The organism is Paeniglutamicibacter psychrophenolicus (assembly GCF_017876575.1).
GTDB lineage: Bacteria > Actinomycetota > Actinomycetes > Actinomycetales > Micrococcaceae > Paeniglutamicibacter > Paeniglutamicibacter psychrophenolicus.
The window spans coordinates 1,204,526-1,223,016 of record NZ_JAGIOE010000001.1 but is presented as its reverse complement, the minus strand read 5'-3'; the positions used below and the strand labels follow the sequence as shown (position 1 = coordinate 1,223,016).

16 protein-coding genes are annotated in these 18,491 nt (G+C 64.1%); 10 read left to right on the top strand and 6 right to left on the bottom strand.

The genetic code is table 11. The annotated features are described in order from the left end of the window. The first annotated feature begins 19 nt into the window (after positions 1 to 19). Positions 20 to 1,255: an MFS transporter gene (locus tag JOF46_RS05300; RefSeq protein ID WP_245348017.1), complete on the top strand. Its 1,236-nt coding sequence runs from the start codon at positions 20 to 22 to the stop codon at positions 1,253 to 1,255. Positions 1,256 to 1,316: 61 nt separating this feature from the next. Here the strand turns inward: JOF46_RS05300 and JOF46_RS05295 are convergent, their stop codons facing one another. From JOF46_RS05295 to JOF46_RS05285, 3 genes are read right to left on the bottom strand one after another with little or no spacing between them, the layout of a single operon-like run. Further along, positions 1,317 to 2,135: a carbohydrate ABC transporter permease gene (locus JOF46_RS05295; RefSeq protein WP_209911587.1), complete on the bottom strand. Its 819-nt coding sequence runs from the start codon at positions 2,133 to 2,135 to the stop codon at positions 1,317 to 1,319. After that, a complete protein-coding gene (locus JOF46_RS05290) occupies positions 2,135 to 3,076 on the bottom strand; it encodes a carbohydrate ABC transporter permease (protein WP_209906359.1) in 942 nt (313 codons plus the stop codon). The genes JOF46_RS05295 and JOF46_RS05290 overlap by 1 nt, the downstream gene beginning before the upstream one ends. A 2-nt stretch (positions 3,077 to 3,078) precedes the next feature. Beyond that, a complete protein-coding gene (locus tag JOF46_RS05285) occupies positions 3,079 to 4,386 on the bottom strand; it encodes an ABC transporter substrate-binding protein (RefSeq protein ID WP_209906358.1) in 1,308 nt (435 codons plus the stop codon). A 314-nt stretch (positions 4,387 to 4,700) separates the two neighbouring features. Here JOF46_RS05285 and gcvPA point away from each other — a divergent pair, with 314 nt between their 5' ends. The 3 genes from gcvPA (at position 4,701) to JOF46_RS05270 (ending at position 9,753) form a co-directional block, all read left to right on the top strand. Next, the gene (gene gcvPA, locus JOF46_RS05280) at positions 4,701 to 6,071 is read left to right on the top strand and encodes an aminomethyl-transferring glycine dehydrogenase subunit GcvPA (RefSeq protein WP_209906357.1); all 1,371 of its coding nucleotides are present in this window, start codon (positions 4,701 to 4,703) and stop codon (positions 6,069 to 6,071) included. A 2-nt stretch (positions 6,072 to 6,073) separates the two neighbouring features. Then, on the top strand, positions 6,074 to 7,675 hold the full coding sequence (gcvPB, locus tag JOF46_RS05275; RefSeq protein ID WP_209906356.1) for an aminomethyl-transferring glycine dehydrogenase subunit GcvPB: 1,602 nt from the start codon (positions 6,074 to 6,076) through the stop codon (positions 7,673 to 7,675). Between the two features lie 425 nt (positions 7,676 to 8,100). Further along, entirely contained in the window at positions 8,101 to 9,753 is a 1,653-nt protein-coding gene (locus JOF46_RS05270; RefSeq protein WP_245348016.1) for a DUF726 domain-containing protein, read from the top strand. A gap of 194 nt (positions 9,754 to 9,947) precedes the next feature. On the opposite strand, the gene JOF46_RS05265 is transcribed toward JOF46_RS05270, so the two are convergent. After that, entirely contained in the window at positions 9,948 to 10,706 is a 759-nt protein-coding gene (locus JOF46_RS05265) for an SDR family NAD(P)-dependent oxidoreductase (protein WP_209906355.1), read from the bottom strand. Between the two features lie 19 nt (positions 10,707 to 10,725). Further along, on the bottom strand, positions 10,726 to 11,874 hold the full coding sequence (locus JOF46_RS05260; RefSeq protein WP_209906354.1) for an ATP-NAD kinase family protein: 1,149 nt from the start codon (positions 11,872 to 11,874) through the stop codon (positions 10,726 to 10,728). A 63-nt stretch (positions 11,875 to 11,937) separates the two neighbouring features. Between JOF46_RS05260 and JOF46_RS05255 the strand changes: the two genes are divergently transcribed. From JOF46_RS05255 to JOF46_RS05230, 6 genes are all read left to right on the top strand, one after another. Then, positions 11,938 to 12,648, top strand: coding sequence for a GntR family transcriptional regulator (locus JOF46_RS05255; protein ID WP_209906353.1), 711 nt, complete (start codon positions 11,938 to 11,940; stop codon positions 12,646 to 12,648). A gap of 234 nt (positions 12,649 to 12,882) precedes the next feature. Next, positions 12,883 to 14,472, top strand: a complete 1,590-nt coding sequence (locus JOF46_RS05250; RefSeq protein ID WP_209906352.1) for an amidohydrolase — start codon at positions 12,883 to 12,885, stop codon at positions 14,470 to 14,472. A gap of 15 nt (positions 14,473 to 14,487) precedes the next feature. Beyond that, positions 14,488 to 15,447: an ABC transporter substrate-binding protein gene (locus JOF46_RS05245; RefSeq protein WP_209906351.1), complete on the top strand. Its 960-nt coding sequence runs from the start codon at positions 14,488 to 14,490 to the stop codon at positions 15,445 to 15,447. Between the two features lie 3 nt (positions 15,448 to 15,450). After that, positions 15,451 to 16,425 (top strand): amino acid ABC transporter permease, encoded by a 975-nt coding sequence (locus JOF46_RS05240; protein WP_209906350.1) that lies wholly within the window; start codon positions 15,451 to 15,453, stop codon positions 16,423 to 16,425. Next, a complete protein-coding gene (locus tag JOF46_RS05235) occupies positions 16,422 to 17,228 on the top strand; it encodes an amino acid ABC transporter ATP-binding protein (protein ID WP_281070091.1) in 807 nt (268 codons plus the stop codon). Before JOF46_RS05240 ends, JOF46_RS05235 begins: the two co-directional genes overlap by 4 nt. 6 nt (positions 17,229 to 17,234) lie before the next feature. Further along, positions 17,235 to 17,990 carry an SDR family NAD(P)-dependent oxidoreductase gene (locus tag JOF46_RS05230; protein WP_209906349.1) on the top strand — a complete coding sequence of 252 codons (756 nt, stop codon included), beginning with the start codon at positions 17,235 to 17,237 and terminating at the stop codon, positions 17,988 to 17,990. Positions 17,991 to 18,092: 102 nt separating this feature from the next. Here JOF46_RS05230 and JOF46_RS05225 read toward each other — a convergent pair whose 3' ends face one another. Continuing rightward, a complete protein-coding gene (locus tag JOF46_RS05225) occupies positions 18,093 to 18,233 on the bottom strand; it encodes a hypothetical protein (RefSeq protein WP_209906348.1) in 141 nt (46 codons plus the stop codon). Between the last annotated feature and the right edge of the window lie 258 nt (positions 18,234 to 18,491).

Below are 18,491 nucleotides of genomic sequence, written 5' to 3'. Positions count from 1 at the left end.
CACCGAAGGACCTGTTCCATTGACCTTGACCCAACCGAGCCTCCAAAGCACCGCCAGCGGCAACGCCGCATGGATCGTGGTGGTGGTTGCCGGCATCACCGCTGCCCTGCATATCTGGAAATTGCCCGCGGCACTTCCAAGGATCCAGGAGGACCTGGGCCTGTCCCTGCTTGCCGCCGGGGTGTTGCTGGGCATCGTGCAGGTGGCCGGCATGGTCGGCGGCCTGGCTGTGTCCCTGTTGGCCGAGGTCATCGGCGAGCGCCGGACCCTGTTGCTGGGATTGGTTTTCCTGAGTGCCGGGTCGATCTTTGGCGCCCTGTCCATCGGCGCGAACACCCTGCTGGCCTCGCGGGCCATCGAGGGCGTCGGGTTCATTGTGGCCACCGTGGTGGGCCCGGGCCTGATCCGCCGCCATGCACCGTTTCGCCGCGTCAACATGGCCGTTGGTTGCTGGAGCGCCTACCAGGGCACCGCGACCTTCGTGGGATTGATTGCCAGTGCCTACTTCCTGCAGGTCGGCACGTGGCAGGCGTGGTGGTGGGTCATGGCCGCCGTCAGCCTGGTGCCGATCCCGCTGGTGCTGCGCCTGGTCCCGAAGGACCAGCCCGCCGGCGCAGGAGGGGCCAGGGCGGCGGCCGGACGTATCGGCATCACCGCCCGTTCGCCCAAGGTGTGGATCGCCGGGGTGGTCTTCGGCTGCTACACCGTCCAGTGGATGGCCGTGGTCGGGTTCCTGCCCACTCTCTACGGGGACAGCGGATTGAGCGGCACGCACGCCGGGGTGTTGTCGGCCGTTGTCGGCGGGCTCAACGGGGTCGGCGCCATCATCACCGGCATGCTGCTCCAGCGCGGGGCCCCGGCCCGGGCCCTGCTGTTCCTGTCTTTCGTGCTGATGGCCGCGGCGGGCCTGGCGACCTTTGCCGTTGACTGGTCGCCGGTTCCCGGCGGGCTGGCCTGGCAGGTCGCCTGCGTCGGGTTCTTCTCCTTCTCCGGGGCCATGATCCCGGCGACCAATACCCGGATGGCGGTGGATCTGGCGCCGGAGGGCGGTTCGGCCCCAGCGGCCATGGGCTTGATGCAGCAGATCTACAACGTCGGCAACTTCACCGGCCCGATGGTCGTGGCCTGGCTGGCCATGAGCACCGGCGGCTGGTCTTCGACGTGGTGGATGACCAGCGTCTTCGCCGTCCTGGGAATTATCCTGTCAGCGGTCCTGGTCGGGCGGCGCGGCGGCATGCATTTTTCACACGCCTGACATCGTCGTCCCCACAGGTCTCCCGGCCCGGCCAGCCAGCGGCCGGCGCGCCTGCAACCGGCTACCCCTTGACCGCTCCGCCCATGAGCCCGGAAATGAACTGCTTCTGGAAGAGCAGGAAGACGATCAGCAGCGGCAGGGTGGCCAGCAGCGAGCCGAGCATCAGCCCCGAGTAGTCGACGCGGGAGAGCCCCACCATGGTGTTCAGCGCGACCGGCAGCGTGTACTTTTCCTCGCTGTTGAGCATCAGCAGCGGCCAGATGAAGGAGTTCCACTGGCTGATGAAGGTGTAGATCACCAGGGCGGCCAGCTGCGGCCGGGCCACCGGCAGCACGATCCGGTAGAACGTCCTGATCTCGCTGGCCCCGTCGATCCGCGCGGACTCGATGAGGCTGTCGGGGAAATCGAGGAAGGCCTGGCGCATCAGGAAGATGCCGAAGGCGTTGGCCAAAAACGGCAGGATCAGCGCCTGGAAGCTGTTGATCCACCCGACGCTGGCCATCATCTGGAACAGCGGCACCAGCAGCACCTGGCCGGGAATCATCATGGTCAGCAGCACCCCGCCGAGCATCAGGCCCCGCCCGCGGAAGCGGTACTTGGCCAGCCCGTACCCGCACATGGCACTGACGATGCAGGAGAAGACGGTGTAGAGGGTGGCCACCAGCACGCTGTTGAGCATGACCCGCGCAAAGCCGGTCTCCGCCTGGAGGCGGGCCAGGTTGGTCCACAGCTCTCCCCCGGGCAGCAGCGGCATCGGCGTGGAGAATATCTCCGCCGTCGTGTGGGTCGAGGCGATGACCATCCACAGGAACGGGACCAGGGACACCGCGGCGCCCAAGGCCAGCAGCACGTAGAGCGGGGAACGGCGCAGGGTCTGCATCACGATTTTTCCCTCATGATTCGGAATTGGATAACGGAGATGACGGCGATGATGGCCACGACCAGCCAGGCGATGGCCGAGGCATAGCCGAAGTCGAATTGCTGGAAGCCGACCTTGTAGAGGTACAGCACCGGGGTCAGGGTCGCATTGTTGGGTCCTCCCCCGGTCAGGATGAAGTTCTCGTCGAAGAGCTGCAGTGCGCCGATCGTCGAGGTGATGGAGCTGAACAGGATCACCGGGCGCAATTGCGGCACCACGATCCTGGAGAACACCGCCCAGCGGCCGGCCCCGTCGATCCGGGCGGCCTCGTACTGCTCCGCGGGGATCGCCTGCAGGCCTGCCAGGATGATGATCATGTTGTAGCCGGTCCAGCGCCAGGTGATGGAGGCGATCAGCGCCACCCGCGCCCAGCCCTCGGAGTTGAGCCAGTCGATCGGGTCCATCCCGAACATGCCCAGCATCTGGTTTGCCGCGCCCCCGTCCGTGGCCAGCATGACCCTGAAGACCAGCGAGTAGGCCACCAGCGTGGTGACCGCGGGCAGGAAGTAGATGGCCCGGAACCCGGTCCGGAAGCGCACCCAGCTTTGGTTCAGGATGTAGGCCAGGGCAATAGCGATGCACACCATCAGCGGCACCTGGATGACCAGGATCAAAAAGACGTTGAACAGGCTTTGGGCCACCAGCGGATCGTCGAACAACCGCTGGTACTGGGCCAGGCCCACCCAGCTGGTTTCCCCGCCGGATATCGACTGGAAGCTTTGGATGAACGACGAGACCAGCGGATAGATGAAGAACAGGGCGAAAAGGGCGAGCGCCGGGGCGATGAAGAAATATCCGGGACGGTGGCGGCGGGCGGCCCGCCGCGCCGCCCGGCCTGCTGCGGAGCGGGCCGAGGAGCGGCCCTCCTTCGGTGCGGAGGGCCGCGTCAACGTGGTGGTCATGGTTACTGGGCGATCTTGCGGCCGGTAGCGGTGGCGATCTGCTCGGCGGCGGACTTCAGCTCGGTCTCCGGGTCTGCCCCGTTGAGCACGGCCGAAACCACGGCATTGGCCACGATGTCCCCTGCCTTGGCACTGTCGCTATTGGTGGTGCCGGCGGGGATCTTGGCCGTCTGCTCGGCGAAGAGCTGGTAGACCTTCTGCCCGCCGAAGTACTTCTGCGGTTCGGCGAAGAGCGGGTCGGTGAACGCCGGCAGGTAGGACGGGAACAAGCCCTCGTCCTTCATCATCGAGACCTGGTTGTCCTTGTTGGCCAGCACGTACTTGACGAATGAGCCCGCCAGTTCCGGGTTCTTGGCCTGTGTGGGCACGGCCAGGGTCGAACCGCCATTGTTGGAGGTGGTTCCGCCGCCGTCGGTGAACGCCGGCAGCGGCTGCACGCCGTACTTCCCGGAGAGCTCCGGGGCCTCGCCGGTCAGCGTGCCGATCCACCAAACGGCCTCGGGGTTGGTTGCCGACTTGCCGTCCTTGGCCGCGGTGACCTGTCCGTCCCAGCCCTTGACGTTGTGCAGCAGGCCCTTCTCGTTCATGGTCTTCATCAAGGTCAGCGCCTGTACCGCTTCCGGCGAGTTCAGGTCGATGTCGCCCGCGGCGTTGAAGGTGCCCTTGCCCTGCTGCTGGAGCAGCATGGAGAAGATGCCGCCGCCCGAGAGATCGGTGGAGATCAGTGTGTGGCCGGTCTTCTTCTTGATGGCTTCACCGGCGGTCACCAGTTCGTCCCAGGTCTTGATCGAGGCCGGGTCGATGCCCACCTCGGCGAAGTAGTCGGTGCGCACGAACAGTCCGACGGTTCCCGAATCCCATGGCAGGGACAGCAGGCGCCCGTCCTTGTCGGATGACGCGGCGATCTTCGACGGGTCGAAGTCCTTGGTGGCGTTGTCAATCAATGGCGCCAGGTCGGTGAATCCCTTGGGGAACTGGGTGACGTAGGCCGGCATCCGGTCGGTTTCGACGGTGACGACGTCGGGCAGCCCGCTGTTGGCCTGCAGGGAAACCGACATCTTGTCGTAGGCGTTGTCGTATCCGATGTCCACGACCTTGACGGTCGTGCCGGGGTGCTCGGCGGAGTACGAGGTGGCCAGCCGCTTCAGCGCGGTCGCGGCGACATCCCAACTCCAGACGGTGATTTCGCCTGACACTTGTGCATCCGGCGTGAGTGTCGCGCCACTTTGCGCGGGAATTCCGCCGCCGGCGCAGCCGGTCAACAGGGCAAGGGCGATGGCCGGTGCGGCCAGCTTCATGGGCTTGAACATTTGGAGCTCCTTGTCGTCAGGAAGACCTCGTTAGTTGACGACACTGTACACAGTATTCAAAACATTTGGGATAGTTTTCGGACTTTTTCCATCAAATCCAACCAAAATGACACACGCGACTACCCCAGGCCCGGGGCCCCCTCCGAGCTCCTCGCACGGGGCCCCGGCCCCGCCCGAGGAGCGGCGTGGGTCACAATTGACTCTCGCAACAATTCCGCATAATGTGCACTGTATACAGAATTTCATCAAAGTTATCCCGCGCTGCGCCCCCAGGGAATGTGCCGGGTCATGACAAAAGCAGGAGGCGACCTTCCATGCAAAATTCCACAGTTCACCCCTACATTCCCAATACGGTTCCCTCGGTCATCGAGGAAATGCTCGCGGTCACCGGAGCAACCAGCATCGAGGACTTCTACGAAGACATTCCCCAGAGCCTGCGCGTCAAGGGCCTGCTGAACCTCCCGGAGCCGTTCCTTGCCGAGGCCGAACTGGAAGAGCACGTCACCGGGCTGCTGAACAAGAACCGCAGCACCCGCGAGGTCATCAGCTTCCTGGGCGCCGGCGTCTACAACCACTACGTCCCGTCCGTCGTGGACGAGGTCATCAACCGCAGCGAATTCCTCACCGCCTACGCGGGCGAGCCCTACGAGGACCACGGCCGCTTCCAGGCACTGTTCGAGTACACCTCCATGATGGGCGAGTTGCTCAACATGGACGTGGTCAACGTGCCGACCTACGACGGCATGCAGGCCACAGCCACGGCGCTGGCCATGGCCGGACGCATCACCGGACGTTCGAAGATCATCGTCGCCTCCGACACCAACCCGGATCTGGTCTCCAAGGTCACCGACTACGTGCGCAGCCACACCGAGCTGGTCTTTGTGCCGAGTGTCAACGGCCTGGTCGACACCGCTGCCCTGGCCGCACGGCTCGACGCCGACACCGCCGCGGTCTGGATCCAGACCCCCAGCTTCCACGGCGGGCTGGAAACCTCCGGCCAGGTGATCGCGGACCTGGCCCACGAGGCCGGCGCGCTGCTGGTCGTCGGCACCGACCCGATCGCCTACGGAAGCATCACTCCCCCGGCCGACTGGGGAGCCGACATCGTCTGCGGCGAAATCCAGTCCCTGGGCATCCACCAGTGGTTCGGCGGCGGACGCGGCGGCTTCATCGCGGTGCACGACGACCCGAAGTTCATCATGGAGATGCCCTCGCGCCTCTTCGGCCTGGCCAGCACCTCCGTCGAGGGCGAGTACGGCTTCGGCGACGTCGCCTGGGACCGCACCTCCTTCGCCCTGCGTGAAGAAGGCAAGGAATGGGTCGGCACCGCCGCAGCCCTCTGGGGCATCGCCGCCGGCGTCTACCTGGCCTCGATGGGCCCGACCGGCATGTCCGACCTGGGCAACACCGTCCTGGCACGCACCGCCTACGCCCAGGCGCAGCTCGCCGGCATCGACGGCGTTTCACTCGGCGACTCGGCCGCGCACTTCCGCGAATTCGTGCTCGACCTTTCGGCCTCGGGCAAGACCGCGGCCGAGGTTGTCACCGCCCTGCGCGCACTGAACATCGAGCCCGGCGTGGTCATCGGCGAACACAACCTGCTGGTCTGCGTCACCGAACGCATCACCACGGCACACATCGACACCCTGGTCTCAGCCCTCACCGATTTCCTGAAGGAGAAGTAACAATGGCCCTTCCAGTCAGCCCCAAGCCAGCCCACCGCCGGTTCCACCAGGCCCGTTGGGATGAGCCGATCATCTTCGAACTCAGCACCCCCGGCGAGCGCGGCATCCTGGTCTCCCAGGCCGAGCCGGCCGCCGTCGAGGCCCTGGGCGCCGTCGAGGACCAGCTGTCCTCGCTGCGCCGCGCCAGCGCCCCCGCGCTTCCGGAACTGGCCCAGATGCGCGTGGTGCGCCACTACCTGCGCATCAGCCAGGAGAACCTGGGAGCCGACTTCAACGTCGACATCGGCCAGGGCACCTGCACCATGAAGTACAGCCCCAAGGTCAACGAGACGATCATCCGCACCCCGAAGCTCGCCGAACTGCACCCGCTGCAGGACGAGGCCTCGCTGCAGGGCGTGCTGGAGATCTTCTGGCGCACCGAGCAGGCGATCGCCGAGATCTCCGGCATGCACGCCGTCAGCCTGCAAACCCAGGGCGGCTCCGCCGCGATCTGGGCCAACATCTCCATGATCCGCGCCTTCCACGAGTCCAACGGCGAGGGCGAGGTGCGCGACGAGGTCATCACCACGATCTTCTCCCATCCCTCCAATGCCGCCTGTGCCAAGGCCGCCGGCTTCAAGGTCATCACCCTGATGCCGGACGCCAACGGCTACCCGGACATCGAGGCGCTGCGCGCCGCGGTTTCCCCGCGCACCGCGGCCCTGATGATCACCAACCCCGAAGACACGGGCATCTACAACCACAAGATCCGCGAGTTCGTGCAGATCGTCCACGAGGCCGGCGGCCTTGCAGCCTACGACCAGGCCAACGCCAACGGCATCCTGGGCATCACCCGCGCCTCGGATGCAGGGTTCGACCTGTGCCACTTCAACCTGCACAAGACCTTCTCCACCCCGCACGCCAGCGGCGGTCCGGGTGCCGGCGCCAGCGCCGTCTCCGAACGTCTGGCCCCGTTCCTGCCCAACCCGCGCATCGAAAAGACCGACGCCGGCTTCACCGTGAACTACGGCGGCGAGAAGTCCATCGGCAAGGTTGCGCCGTTCTTCGGCGTCGCCCCGAACGTGGTCCGCGCCTACGCCTGGATCATGGCACTGGGCGCCTCCGGCCTGCGCCAGGTCGCCGAGATCGCCGTGCTGAACAACAACTACCTGCTGGCGCTGGTCCGCCAGATCCCGGGCGCCAGCGCACCGTACGCGACGGGCAAGCACCGCATCGAGCAGGTCCGCTACTCCTGGCAGGAACTGTTCGAGGACACCGGCATCAGCTCCGAGGAAATCGGCATCCGCATGAGCGACTACGGCATGCACTACTGGACCAGCCACCACCCGTACCTGGTCCCGCAGCCGTTCACCCTGGAGCCGACCGAATCGTACTCCAAGACCGAAATCGACGAGTACGTCGCGGCGCTGGCACAGGTCGCCACCGAGGCCCGGGAGAACCCCGAGCTGGTGCGTTCAGCCCCGCACAACCAGACCGTCCACCAGATCGACCACGACGACCTGGACGATCCAGCACGCTGGGCCATCACCTGGCGCTCGTACCAGAAGAAGTACTTCAGCGGCGTCGAGGCGACGTTGGCTGAAGAACCCGTTTCGGTGGGCTAACCAGATAGATGACTAACGGATAACCCATGTGGGCTGTCGCCGGGTTCCCGGCGGCAGCCCACATGGGTATCGCCATGTCTGGGCTCACGTTGCTAATAACTCTGACAGCCTTTCCCCCAGTCAAGCCAGAAGTGAATAGATTGTGGCAAACGCTGATGCATCAGGCGTTTGAATCCGTCAACTCGGATGAGCCCCGCAAGCGTCATGAACCCAGGCAACCCGCGGCGCCTATCCGCTGAACAATTTCTTGGGTTCATGGTTTCCGACCGGTTGCTATCGAATCGATTGGATCTATCACGCCCGTAACGCGCCAGACTGACATAGGGTGGCCGTGCTGCACGAGCTCGATGCACACCTCGCTGGGTAAGGCGCGCCCGCTCTGGTTGATGAGCATCGCGGCGACCTGCGCATGAGAATATGACAGCATGCAGAAATCGAAGGTTGTCGCCCGCGTCCTTGAGGGAAACCAGATTCAATGTCAGATCGTTTCGCCTAGTGGCCAAAAGCTCACACTGACCGGCAACACTACGGGTGAAGAGCCCACCTTCGAAAAAGTCGGGCTCGGGAACAACCGCGCTTTGGTAAACAGCGCATGGGCTTTTGCAATGGACAGGTATGCCGCGGTCAACCTGCCTGATCAACAGCAGCAGAAGAACGCCGAGAAGCGAGCGGAGGCGCACCGCAAGACGGCGGAGTGGATCGTCGGCGTGGCAGACGAACTCACGACTGAGAAGAAGCACGGCTGGTGTTCTGCCTGCTTCGGTCTGCACAACCATATTAAGGCGAAGCGGCCGCTGGGCCAGCTGCCTGCCTATCTGTGTGATGACTGCGGATCGCCAACCCTTCCATGCGCAGGGCTTGGTTGCAGAAACATGGCCACGCGAGGGCAAGGTGCTGTCCTAATACAGCGGTACTGCGCCGAACACCTTCATAAAACCCCCGGTTTCGCCAAGGCAAACAGCAAAATGGGGGCACTCAACGACTACGAACAGTTCCTCAAATACGACAAACCCAACCTTGCTCGTGCCGTTAAAGTTGTTGGTCTCGCTGGTGCTGGAATCGCACTAGCCACGCCGTTCGCTTATTTCGGCGCATCTGCCATCGGAGGTGCTGTCGGCGTGCTCGTAGGAGGTTACTCCGGCGCAGCCGCCACCAGTTATGGGCTTGCGTTCCTAGGAGGCGGGGCGATTGCCGCCGGAGGACTGGGCATGGCCGGAGGCACTGCCGTAGTCACAGGAATTGGAGCCGCTCTGGGTGGCGTGCTGGGTTCCACTGTTGCGAACGCCTATGTGCAGGAAGACAAGTCGTTCCATATCGAAATGCTGTGCGGAGGAACAGGTGTACCGGTAGTCGTCTGCAATGGCTTCCTCAGCAAGACCGGGAAAGGTTGGGGAGAGTGGCGGGAAATCATCACTCAGCGATACCCTGACTCACCTGTCTATCGGGTCCACTGGGGCGCCAAGGAACTCAAAGACCTGGGACTCCTCGGTGGCGACGCAGCAGCAAGATTCGCCATCGGAGCCGCCCTGAAGAAGGTCGCAGCGCAAGCCGCAAAGCGGGCCGTTAGGACGCTTGGTCCGCTCGCGCCAGCCATGGTCGTTGTCGAACTGGCCAAGAACCCCTGGCACGTCGCCAAGAATCGTGCTGAGAAAACCGGCGCCATTTTGGCCGACCTGCTCGCCCGAACCAACGAGGAATCCTATGTGCTGGTGGGCCATAGCCTCGGCGCCAGGGCAATGGTGCTCGCTGCTCAGGCCTTGGGAACCAAACCCGATGGTCCACGGATCGAAGCCCTCCATCTTCTGGGTGCTGCTATCGGAGCCAAGAGCGACTGGCACACCCTGACCGCAGCGGTTGACGATGCGGTTTACAACTACCATTCGACCGATGACGGCGTCCTAAAAGTTGCCTACAAAGTCGCCGAGGCAGGACAATCCCCAGCCGGTCTCACGGGCTTCACACCGAGTGAAATCAAACTGAGGAACATTGATGTCTCGGAACAGGTCAAGAGTCACTTCGACTATCACAAAAAAGTCCAACTAGTTGGAGCTCTCGAGGAGCCTACTGTTACCGAGTGAAAGAATGCACTGGTTCCTCTCGAAACACAGCGGGCAACTGGAGCCACTTTCGCAAACCAGCTTCGCCGCGGTCCTCGGCTAACGTAGGCATCTACAATTTTAGGTCCTCGCGTACCCCCGACGAGGGGAACGTAAAGAATGCCGCCGTGCGAAGCTAGGCTTCGCACGGCGGCATTCCGTCTTGCATGCGTTGTTTAGGCGATGCCGCCACCGTCGACAACCAGTGCCGCGCCGGTGACGTAGCTACTGGCATCGCTGGCGAGCCAGATGACGGCCTCGGCGATTTCCTCGGGGGTGCCCATGCGCTTGAGCGGGCGGTCGTTGGACTCCTCCAGGAAGGCGGCCTCGGCCTGGGACAGCTGGCGGGCTTCCTCGCGCAGCATCGGGGTGTTGGTGTCGCCAGGGTTCACCGAGTTCACGCGGATGTTGTCCGGTCCGTGGTCGATGGCCAGGGCGCGGGTCATGTTCACCACGGCTGCCTTGGAGGTGCAGTAGGACAGTGCATCGCCGCCGCCCTTCAGCCCCCAGCCGGAACCGGTGTTGACGATTGCACCGCCGCCGTCGGCGATCATCAGCGGGATCACGTACTTGGAGAGCAGGAACGGGCCGCGCACGTTCACGCCCATGACCTGGTCCCATTCCTCGAGGGTGGTGTCGATGACGTTGGCGCGGCGGATGATGCCTGCGTTGTTGAACAGGACGTTGACTGTGCCGAATTCGGCCGCGGCCGCGGCGACCCCGCGCTTCACGTCTTCATCCAGTGCAACGTTGACGGCCAGGCCCAGGGACTTGACGCCAAATGCCGCGGCTTCGGCGGCAACGGCCTTTGCCGCCTCTTCATTGATGTCGAAGATCGCGACGTTGGCGCCTTCGGCAGCCATGGCCAGTGCCGTGGCCCGGCCGATGCCGGATCCGCCGCCGGTGACGATTGCAGACTTGTCCTTCAAACGCATGAACTGCTCCTTGTGGTGTTTAGGCTCGAACCTGGGCATCAGCTGAATTGCTGATGGGATAAATTACTTCGGCTTTCGCTCCGGTAAATACTTTGGTGTAGCCACAGATCGTGGCATCGAGTTCGGGATGTCCCGAATCAACCCAGAGCGGTCGCCCGCCCAGGGAAATCATTTTGGAGGGCGTGGCAACGATTCTCAGCTCGCTGCGTTGCAGCACGCGGTGATCGATTTGCTGGTTGCCGCGCCCGATGACGAAACCTTGCTGCCCCAGCGGGGTGACAACGATGGTGGCCCCCTCCGCGGGGACCAACGAGTTCAATGTTTCGGCGTCGACGTCCTCGGCCATGAGCCGGCCATTGCAGATGACGTCAACTCCCAGCCGCGTCAATTCCAAACCCAGTGCGCTGCCGATGGCCATGGTGGTGCTTCCCGGGCCGAGCACGTATTGCCGGTCCGGGACCATGGTGGCTGCGAACGCAATGCCCAACGACCGGGCCGCGTTGGCGTCGGAGGCGGGGCTGCCGGACTTGCGGGGCTGGAGCCTGCGGGAGTCCGAGGGGACCCGTAGCGTCCCATAGAGGCTGGGGGTCGCAAGGCCCTGGCGCAGTTCGTCCTCGTCGATGTCGACGACTTCGCGTTCATCGCTGCACCGGTTCGGGTTGGCCAGCCAACCCGCGGCCAACGCGCCGGTTTCCGAAGGCGTCAGGCCAAATACGCCGGAGTAGATCTTCACGCCCGCGGGGATGCCCAGCGCGGGGACGCGGGTTCCGACGGCGTCGAGGATGTCGCGGGCAGTGCCGTCTCCCCCGGCAAAGAGCAATAAGTCGACACCTTGGTCCGCCATGTTCCGAGCCATTGATTTGGTGTCGTCGGAACTCGAGGCACCGGGGTGGACGACGTCGGAAGTGACGGTTTCATGGGGCGTGCCGGTGTCGAGCGCATCGGCACCCATTTCGTCGGCACCTGCAAGGATCCGCACGGCAACCCGGGATGGTTCCAGCCCGTCCATCAGCCGGCGAACCGTTTGCCCGGCCCGTTCCGCAGCCAGGGAATCGATCCCCGCGCGCTCGGCCATATCGCGGATATCCGAGGCGTCACTGCCCTTCTGGGCCAAACGGCCGCCAAGACCGGCGACCGGGTTCACAATCAAGCCGATGGTCACGTTCATGCGTGAACTTCCTCCCATATTTCTGTATACAGTATACTGAACCCAGTCTCTAGTACAATAGAGGTGATCAAATCCGGTGCTTCATCTATCGAGAACCAGGGGGCGACAGTGGCAATACAACGCCAATCACTGCGCGAACAGATCGAAACAGAAATCATGAACCGCGTCGGCGCAGGCGATTTCGATATGGGCGAGAGCATCAACGAGGTAACGCTCTCCGCCGATCTCGGCGTCAGTCGGACTCCACTGCGCGAAGCGCTCATTTCACTAACCCAGCAGGGTGTCATTACGCGCATTTCCGGCAAGGGCTTCCGCTGGGCTCCCATCAGTGAGCGCGATTTCGCCGAGGCCGTGCAGATCATTGCCGCCCTCGAGTGCCTCGGGCTGGAACTTAGTCCCGCGGACGAGCTGAACGTGATTGCGCCACGGATCCTGGCTGCAGCGCAGGCATTCACCGCCACCGAGGCCCTGGCCGAAGAGGTCAACAGCCACGACGATGATTTCCACGAGCTTCTGCTCTCCAAATGCCCCAACCGGCGGCTTCTGGAAACCATCGCCTCGCACAAGGTTGCCCTGCGGCGCTACGAGAAGTTCTTCGTTGGAGCAAAGGACCGCGTCGAACGAGCAGCAACCGAGCACTCGGCAATCGCCAAGGCGCTAATTGCGAAAGACCTTTCCGCCGCACAGGCGGCGCTGACCGCCAACTGGCTCAACAGCACCTCTCGCATCGGCAAGGCCATGGCAAGCAAGGAAGGCGCGAAGGTGGCCGTCTAGGACCGCCCACCGCAAAGCCGCGTCGGGAACCCCTCAGGGATTCCCGACGCGGCTTTTTGCATTTCTCCACAAGGTCGCCGACCCCAAGAACCCCCACGCCAGGTCACAATTGAGCCACCTGTTGAATGGATCAAGAAAAGTCTTGAACAGAATCTGTATGCGGTATACAGTGCAAAGTATTCGATGCACAGGAGCTTCGAATGGCGAAAAATCACCGCATGATGGGGGCCCTGCATGACGTTCACGGTGTACGAAAATGCTGTTTTCCATACCCTCGACCCGCACAATCCGACGGCATCCGCCCTGGTTGCGGACGAGGGCCGGATCCGCTTCCTTGGATCCGTCGGCGAGGCCCGGGAGTTTGCCCCGCAGGCACGACGCATCGATCTCGGCGGGGCGCACGCGATGCCCGGACTGGCCGACAGCCACATCCACACCGCCCAGTTCGCACTGCGCCAGGCTGAAGTCGATCTCTCCCCCGCCAGCTCATCCTCGGAAGCCGTCGCCCTGGTCGCCCAACGCGTGGCGCAGCTCGAACCCGGCGACTCCACCAGCTGGATCTTCGGCGGCCGCTGGAACCACCGCGCATGGGACCAAACAGAACTCCCCGACCGGCACGAACTTGACGCCGCCACCGGTTCCCACCCCACCGCACTGCACCACTCGGACCTGCACACCTACTGGCTGAACTCCGCGGCATTGGCATACCTCGGTATCGACGCGGCAACCCCCGACCCGGTCGGTGGAACCATCGTGCGCGACACCTCCGGCTCCGCCACCGGCATCCTGCTGGAAGCCGCCGGATTCAACGCCGGCCGGGCCCTGGAGGAAGTCACCCGGGACGCCCTTGCGAAGCTGCTGCCCTCAGCACTGCGCACCCTGGTCCGCCAGGGCATCACCTCCATTCACGACATCGACGGCATGGACGCGTGGGATGCCTTCTCCGACCTGCATGAACGCCGTGAACTTCCACTGCGGGTCAACAAGATCATGCCCGTCGCGGTGCTGGACCACATCATTGAGCAGGGCGTGCGCAGCGGACAGGGAGACCCCTGGCTGCGGCGCGGCGGCGTGAAGATCTTCTCCGACGGGTCCCTCTCATCGGGCACCTGCCTCATGCACGCACCCTACGGCCACTCCCGCTCCGAGGGCCTGGCCGTCACCGCGCCGGAGGAGCTGAACCGCTTGGTCAAGCTCGCCAACCACAACGGGTTGTCCGCCGCAGTGCACGCCATCGGCGACCGCGCCGTCTCCAACGCCCTGGATGCCTTCGAGCTGGCCGCTCAAAACCGCACGTCGCTGCCGGCCGCATCCAACCGGATCGAGCACGTCCAACACATCGCCCGCCGCGACCTGCCCCGGCTCGCCGCCAGTGGCGCGCTGGCCTGCATGCAACCTGCGTCCTGCACCTCGGACATCGAGCTGGTCGACTCCCTGCTGGGCGACCACGACGTGCTTTCCTACGCGTGGGGCAGCATCCTGGACGCGGGCGGGGCAGTCTCCTTCAGTTCCGACGCCCCGGTCGAGGGAACCAACCCCTTCCATGGCCTCCACGCCGGCACCACCCGCCAGCGTCCCAACGGCTTCCCTGCCGGGGGCTGGCAACCCGAGGAGATCCTCACCCGCTCCCAGGCCCTACATGCCGCGGCAACCTCGCACACCCGGGCCACCGGGGAACAGCACCTCAAGGGAACCCTGGAAACCGGAAAGCTGGCCGACTTCATCGTCGTTGACCGCGACCCGGTTTCCTGCACGCCCCTGGAACTCCACTCGACCCACACACTGATGACAGTCATCGACGGCCGCATCCACTGGTCCGACTAACACAAGGAGAAACACATGAAATCCTTCAAGCGAGGAATGCTTTTCACTGCCGTTCTCACCCTGGGCGCAGCAGCCCTGACCGGATGCGGCGGCCAGTCCCTGGCCGAAACCCCCTCGGCTTCCGGTGCCGCGGAGGCGGGCGCGTTCAAAAACACCGCACCTTCAGGCGACCTTGCGGCCGCCCAGATCGCGGCCATCACTGTCGATTCCGACCTCGCGGCCCGCGTTCCGGAAGCCATCAAGACCGGCGGACTGAAGATCGCAGCGGCCGAAGGCTATCCGCCGATGGAAATGTTCGACACCGACGGCAAGACCATGGTCGGCGTGGACATGTCCCTGGCCCGCGCCATGGGCAACCTGCTGGGAGTCGAGGCCAAGATCAGCAACTCGGATGTCTCGGGCATGATGCCCGGCGTCGTCTCGGGTCGCTTCGACGTGCTGATGTCGGGCTTCAACGACACCGCCGAGCGCCGCGAAAAGGTCTCCTTCGTCGACTACGCCAAGTCCTCGGGCTCGATCATGGTCGCCAAGGGCAACCCGGAGGGCATCAAGTCCCCGGCAGACCTCTGTGGCGAGACCATGGCTGTGCTCGACAACGGGTACTACATGCAGCTGGCCGAACAGTTCAGCAAGGACTGCGAGGCCAAGAACGAGAAGCCCATCAAGATCCTGGGCTTCGCCAACGACCCCGAGGCCCTGCTGCAGGTGCAAAACGGCCGCGCCGTCGCCGGTCTGAACGACTACCCGGTGGCGGTCTTCCGCGCCAAGGAATCCAACGGAGCGCTGGAAGCCATCGAAATCCCCGGCAGCTCCCTGTTCGGCATCGCGATCGACCCGAAGAACGAGGAACTGGTGAAGCTGATCCAGGACACCATGAACAAGCTCATCGAGGACGGCACCTACACCGAGATCCTCGGCGCTTGGGAACTGGACCAGATGGCGCTTCCCGAGGCAACCGTCAACCAGGGCAAGTAGGCCATGACCCAGGAACAAGTCGCGGCACCGCCGCGGCTGGTCGAGCAACCCGGGCCCGGCAACACCGTCCGGCTGCGCCACCCGGGGCGCCTCATCGTAGCGCTGCTGTGCATCGCTGGCATCAGCTGGTTCGTCTGGGTGCTGGCCACCAATGACCACATCATCTGGGGGGACGTCCTGCACTACCTGACGTTCCCCAAGATCCTGGACGGTGTGCTGGTCACCATCCAGCTCTCCATCCTGGCCACGATCATGGGACTGGCCATCGGGGTGGCCTTGGCGATGATGAAGCTCTCCGCCAACCCGGTTGCCGTGTGGATCAGCAACCTCTACATCTGGTTCTTTCGCGGAACCCCGGTGCTGGTCCAGCTGATCTTCTGGTTCAACCTGGCCTTCCTGTTCCCACAGCTGGTCATCAAGATCCCGTTCACGAACATCGGCTACATGTGGGACACCAACGTGGTCATGACCGGCTTCACCGCGGCCATGCTGGGCCTGGGCCTGAATCTGGGCGCCTACGCGGCGGAAACCGTGCGCGCGGGCATCCAGGCCGTGGATCCGGGCCAGGCCGAGGCCGCGGCATCCATCGGCATGACCCCGTTCAAGCGGATGTGGGTGGTGGTGCTGCCGCAGGCCACGAGGATCATCATCCCGCCGATCGGCAACGAGTTCATTTCCATGCTCAAGACCACCTCGCTGGTCTACGTGGTCGCGGGCAACGACCTGATGACCAACGCCAGCCAGATCTACAAGCAAAACGGGAAGATCATGGAACTGCTGATCGTGGCCAGCATCTGGTACATGGCCATGACCGTCATCGCCACGTACTTCCAGGGAAAGCTTGAAAAGAAGTTCGGCACGGCGGACCGCCCCATCACCGGCAAGCGCCAGAAGTTCTCCAAACCGTTCTTTTCCCGCGACAACCTAGCGGCGCTGGGCCAGCGACTTCGCACCGAACCGCCAAGGAGCACTCCATGACCAGCACGACGACCTCACTCGCGGAGACCGGGACGGCGGGGCACCTTCCACTGGTGCTGGCCGAACAGGTCACCAAGAGCTTCGGCAACCACCAAGTGCTCTCCGGCATCGATTTCTCGGTCGAGGCAGGGGAGGTCGCCTGCATCATCGGTCCCTCAGGCTCGGGCAAGTCCACTTTCCTGCGCTGCCTCAACGCGCTGGAAAAACCCAACGGCGGCCGCATCCGGATCGACGGCGAAGACGTGGGATTCAACTACCGCAAGGGCAAGTTCCATGAATGGAATTCCGCCGAGTACGCGAAGTTCCGCCTCAACGTAGGCATGGTCTTCCAGCGCTTCAATCTCTTCGCCAACATGACGGCGCTGGAAAACGTTGCCTGCGGTCCGGCCCGGGTCAAGGGCGAACCCAAGAAACTGGCCCTGGCACGCGCCGAGGAACTCCTGGAGCGTGTGGGACTGGCCGGCCACGGCCACAAGTACCCCATGAAGCTTTCCGGCGGCCAGCAGCAGCGCGTCGCCATCGCACGATCCCTCGCGATGGATCCCCAGGTCATGCTGTTCGATGAACCGACCTCGGCCCTGGATCCGGAGCTGGTCGACGAGGTGCTGGAGGTCATGAAGTCCCTGGCGGTCGGGGGCATGACCATGGTGCTGGTGACGCACGAAATCGGTTTCGCTCGTGAGGTCGCGGATTCGCTGGCCTTCATCGACGGCGGCGTCGTGGTGGAAAAGGGCAATCCCCGCGAACTCATCGCCAACCCGCAGCACGAAAGGACCCAGCAGTTCCTCTCCAAGGTGCTGTGATCGACCATGACTGATACCGCGACAAACCAGACACCGGTGGTGCTGATCACCGGTGCATCCTCGGGCATCGGGGAAGCCACGGCCCAACGCTTTTCGTCCTCAGGCGCAAGGGTCTTCAACCTGGACAGGCAGCCGCCGGCAAACGCTTCCGGCTCCGCGCAGTGGCGTGAATGCGACGTCACCGATCCGGCAATGGTTCGCTCGGTGGTGGAAGGCATCGCCGCCGAGGAAGGCGGGATCGATACGGCCATCGCCAATGCCGGCATCAGCACCCGGCACGCGTTCCTCGAGATGAAGCCGGAAGACATCCGCCGATTGCTGGAGATCAATCTCTTCGGCGTCATCAACCTCTGGCAGTCCGCCGGCCGGATCATGTTCGAGGCGGGTTCCGGCACCCTGCTGGCCACCGCTTCCACCAACGGATCAGCGGGGTACCCCTGGTACTCGGACTACAACGCGTCCAAGGCAGGCGTGCTCGCACTTTGCCGCAGCGTCGCCCTGGAGCTTGCGCCCCGGGTTCGCACCGCCTGTGTCAGCCCGGGGTACGTGCTGACCCCGATGCAGCGGAGCGAATACACCGACGATATGCTGGCCGAGGTCAACGAGCGGATTCCGATGCGCAGGCACGCCGATCCGACGGAGATTGCCGACGCTTTCTTCTTCCTGGCCTCGGACAACGCCAGATTCATCACCGGGCAGCAGCTGGTGGTGGACGGCGGGGAACTTGCCGGAGGGACCGCTTCGTCGTACCGGACCCAGTAGCCGCACACGCCACTGGACGAATTGCTGAACAACCAACTCAATAGCCAACGAAAGACTCGAGCGGGCCGGATTATTCCGGCCCGCTTCGCGTGCGTGTCCCCGTCAAGGGGTATCTGTGAGGCAGCCGGAATCGAAACCGCCGGCAACATCACCGGCCATCGGAAATCCTTTCGGCCCCATGAGCCATTGCCATTCGGTGAACTGTTTATCCGGCGACTGGAGGTCGACGGGCGCGGTCTCCACGGGCACGCCAGTACCTCAGTCAGCCCACCACGGGGCCCCGGGCCGCGCGCGGGCAAGGGCGCGGGCAAGGGCGCGGCAGGCGCCCGCCAGGGGCGCCGCGCAAATGCGGACCGGGCGACGCGTGCGGGCACGCCGCCGTGCCACCCCGGGGAGCGCGAAGAAGTCCCCCGCGCGACTCCGGGGGCCGAAATCGACCCCAAAACACTTTGTTCGACTTCGAACAAAAGCAACCATATTTGCGCGATGGGTACAATATCA